The 3240-nt window shown below is 70.6% G+C and carries 3 protein-coding genes and 1 pseudogene; 1 reads left to right on the top strand and 3 read right to left on the bottom strand.

Features of this window, described 5'->3' with window-relative positions:
• Positions 1–103: 103 nt before the first annotated feature.
• A complete protein-coding gene (locus JNW91_RS30605) occupies positions 104–847 on the bottom strand; it encodes a M50 family metallopeptidase (RefSeq protein ID WP_203178952.1) in 744 nt (247 codons plus the stop codon).
• A 180-nt stretch (positions 848–1027) separates the two neighbouring features.
• Here JNW91_RS30605 and JNW91_RS30600 point away from each other — a divergent pair, with 180 nt between their 5' ends.
• Positions 1028–1780 (top strand): GH25 family lysozyme, encoded by a 753-nt coding sequence (locus JNW91_RS30600; protein WP_203178951.1) that lies wholly within the window; start codon positions 1028–1030, stop codon positions 1778–1780.
• Positions 1781–1861: 81 nt separating this feature from the next.
• On the opposite strand, the gene JNW91_RS30595 is transcribed toward JNW91_RS30600, so the two are convergent.
• Positions 1862–2089 carry a hypothetical protein gene (locus tag JNW91_RS30595; RefSeq protein ID WP_203178950.1) on the bottom strand — a complete coding sequence of 76 codons (228 nt, stop codon included), beginning with the start codon at positions 2087–2089 and terminating at the stop codon, positions 1862–1864.
• Positions 2090–2154: 65 nt separating this feature from the next.
• Positions 2155–3240, bottom strand: a pseudogene (locus tag JNW91_RS30590) (serine/threonine protein kinase); the annotation flags it as partial.

Here is a 3240-nt window from a genome sequence, read left to right as displayed (position 1 = left end):
CCGCCCCCCGCCCCCCGCCCCCCGTCATCATGAGTTGTGGTGCCCGGTTGCGGATGGATCGCGGCTTTCATGACCCACCACAACTCCATGATCGACCGGGGGGTCAGAGCTTGGGGCCCCCGTTGGGGAGGAACGGGCTTGCCAGTAGCAGGGCTCCTGTGATCAGGGCGGCCAGGTTGACCAGGGCGAAGACGGTGACCCAGAAGAACGCCGGGAACGGGGTCAGCCCGGCGAGCTGGTCGGCGTCGGAGGCGGGCATCCGGCCGCGCGAGCGCAGTCGTTGCAACTCCACCACCGGTCGCACCCCACCGAGCAGCAGGAACCACACACCGGTGTACGCGAACGCGGCCTGCACCTGCGGGGTGGCGTACCAGGAGACGACGAACACCAGAGCGCCGGTGACCAGCAGCGACACCACGCCGAAGGCGTTGCGGATCATGACGAGCATGGCGAGCAGCAGCGCTACCGCCACCCAGAGCAGCAGCGTGATCCGGTTGCCGCCGAGCAGCCAGGCGCCGGCCAGCCCCACCAGAGGCGGGGCGACGTAACCGGCGAGCAGGGTGAGGATCATGCCCGGCCCGGTGGGTCGACCGGCGGAGAGCGTCAACCCGGAGGTGTCCGAGTGCAGCCGGATGCCGCGCAGCCTGCGGCCGGTGAGCAGGGCGACGAGTGCGTGCCCGCCCTCGTGGGCGATGGTGATGGCGTTGCGGGCGATCCGCCACGGCAGTCGGGTCGACACCACCACCAGCGCGACAGCGGCGGTGATCAGCACCAGCAGCGGGGGCGGGTCCGGCTGCGCGCCGAACAGCGTGTCCCACAGGTCGCCCAGTCCGTCGATCGACATCATGGGGCGCGAGCCTACCGGCGGCGCTCCGGTGTCGATCCCCGGCCACCTCGCCGATCCGTCGCACTCCGGTCACCGGGGAGACCGACGCCCGTCGATGAAACTTTCTTCAGGAACCCTTGCGATCTAGGGCAGTTATCTCCAAAGATGGGCGTCAATAGACCGGCGTCCCTGGAGGCACCCATGGCCCGTACCACATCACCGCTGCGCCGCGTGCTCGCGGCCAGCCTCACCGTCCTCGCCACCGCGGCGGCGACCCTGGTCGCAACCGCCGGTCCGGCGGCGGCGGCCACCACCCCCGGCATCGACGTGTCCCGCTACCAGGGCAGCATCAACTGGACCAGCGTCCGCAACGCGGGCATCGAGTTCGCCTTCATCAAGGCGACCGAGGGCACCAGCTACAAGGACCCGAACTTCAACGCCAACTACGTCAACGCCTACAACGCCGGCGTGATCCGCGGGGCGTACCACTTCGCCCGGCCGAACATCTCCGCCGGTTCCACCCAGGCCAACTACCTGGCGTCCAACGGTGGCGCCTGGTCGGCGGACAGCCGCACCCTGCCAGCCGCGCTCGACCTCGAAGCCAACCCCTACACCGGCGGTTACTGCTACGGGCTGAGCACCACCGGCATGCGCAACTGGGTGCAGGACTTCCTGAACACCTACCGCTCGCGCACCGGCCGGTACGCGGTCATCTACACCACCACCAGCTTCTGGAACCAGTGCACCGGCAGCTGGACCGGCCCGTGGGCGAACCACCCGCTCTGGCTGGCCCGCTGGTCGAGCACGCCCGGCGCCCTGCCGGCCGGCGCGTCGGTGTGGAGCTTCTGGCAGTACACCAGCACGGGCGCCGTCTCCGGGATCAGCGGCAACGTGGACCGCAACTACTGGAACGGTGACCGGAGCCGGCTGATCGCACTGGCCAACAACACCTGATCGGGCCGTTGGCGGCAGCGGGATCGACGGTCACCACACGGTCGACAATCGGTCCGGCTGCCGCCACACCATCGGTACGGGTCAGGCCCGCCGCCGGCTCAGGGCCGACACCACAGCATCCTCACGAGCCAGCGCGCCCCGGCGGGTCATCCGCCAGGCGGCCACGCCAAGGCCGGCAACGATCACGACGCCGAGCAGTGCGACGAGCACCGAAACCCCCGCGCTGACCAGGAGCAGAATCGCGTCGCCGAGCGCCACGAGCATCCACAGTGCCAGCCGGGGCCGAGCATCCCTCCGTCGGTAACCCATGTCGTGCCTCCTTCCGTCGTCGAAGGTCAATTACCCCGGACGACGGAAGGTCATGCGAATGAGTTTCAGTCCTTACGGTCGGGCACGAAACCCTTGGCGATCCGGTCGAAGTTCGGCAGGTTGGCCTGCCAGTCCTTCTCCGCGATCTCCCACCGCAGCGCGTAGCCCCGGTTGCTGGCCGTCACGAACCCGCGGTTGCGGACGTGGATCCGCGTCCCGTCCCGAGTCTCCAGCCACTCCCAGTCCGCGCAGGTCTTCCAGAAGTCGCAGCGCTTGATGCTGATGTACTGGTAGTCGTTGACGAGGCTCTTTCGGTCGCTCTCAAGGCTCTTCCAGTCGGCGTAGGCGTCCTTCTTGGGGTTGGGGGTCCACTGCACCAGCAGCTCGCCCGGCCCGTTGGACTGGTTGAAGACGACCGTGCTGCCGTCGACCTGGCTACGCACCCAACCATCGGGGATCGGCAGGGCGAAGCCGGCCGGATCCTTGTGCAGCTTCCAGCCGGCCGGCAGCGCGTTCGGGTCGACCGAGGGCGTGGCCGACGGCGTCGGACTCGGAGCGCCCGTGGTGGGTGGGGGCACCGCCGGGGCGGACGTCGACGCCGGCGCCGACGTGGCGGCGGCCGTGGTCGGGTCGGCCTGTGGGGTCTCGTCGTCGCCCCTGGTGAGCAGCGGCACGATCAGCACGAGACCGACCAGCAGCACAGCCACCAGGGCACCGATGAGAAGGTTGCGCCGCATGTTGGTCGGCTTCGTGCCGTCCGACGGCGGCACCGCCGCGCGTCCGGCCGGGCTCAGCGGAGGCATGACCGACGTCGGGGCCGACGGCTTGCGCTGCTCCGGCGCCACCGGTGGGCCGTCGACGGCCGTCGGTTCGTCGCCGCCGCTCGTCGTACCGTCGGCTGGTGTGCTGGCAGCGGCCGCGACGGGCGCGGTGGGCTCGGCGTCCGGCACGGCCTGGCGGTCGATCGTCGCGGTCGGCTCGGCCGGTACCAGCGCGGTCGGTTCGGCGTCCGCACCGGACGACGACACGGTGGCCGTCGGGGTGGCGTCGGCGGAGGTTTCGGCAGCTGCGGAGGTCTCGGCGGAGGTTGCGGCAGCTGCGGAGGTCTCGGCGGCGGCGGGCGGCGCGGGCGGCGGCGGCGACACCGGCCG

This window comes from Micromonospora parastrephiae (assembly GCF_016802865.1).
In the GTDB taxonomy this organism is placed as follows: Bacteria; Actinomycetota; Actinomycetes; order Mycobacteriales; family Micromonosporaceae; genus Micromonospora; species Micromonospora parastrephiae.
Note: the sequence above shows the minus strand (reverse complement) of the source record. Positions and strands in the feature narration are given on the sequence as shown.

Bases quoted from the DNA above. Each gene is read 5' to 3' on its own strand.
- JNW91_RS30605 (WP_203178952.1), bottom strand. From the start codon at position 847: ATGATGTCGATCGACGGACTGGGCGACCTGTGGGACACGCTGTTCGGC.
- JNW91_RS30600 (WP_203178951.1), top strand. From the start codon at position 1,028: ATGGCCCGTACCACATCACCGCTGCGCCGCGTGCTCGCGGCCAGCCTC.
- JNW91_RS30595 (WP_203178950.1), bottom strand. From the start codon at position 2,089: ATGGGTTACCGACGGAGGGATGCTCGGCCCCGGCTGGCACTGTGGATG.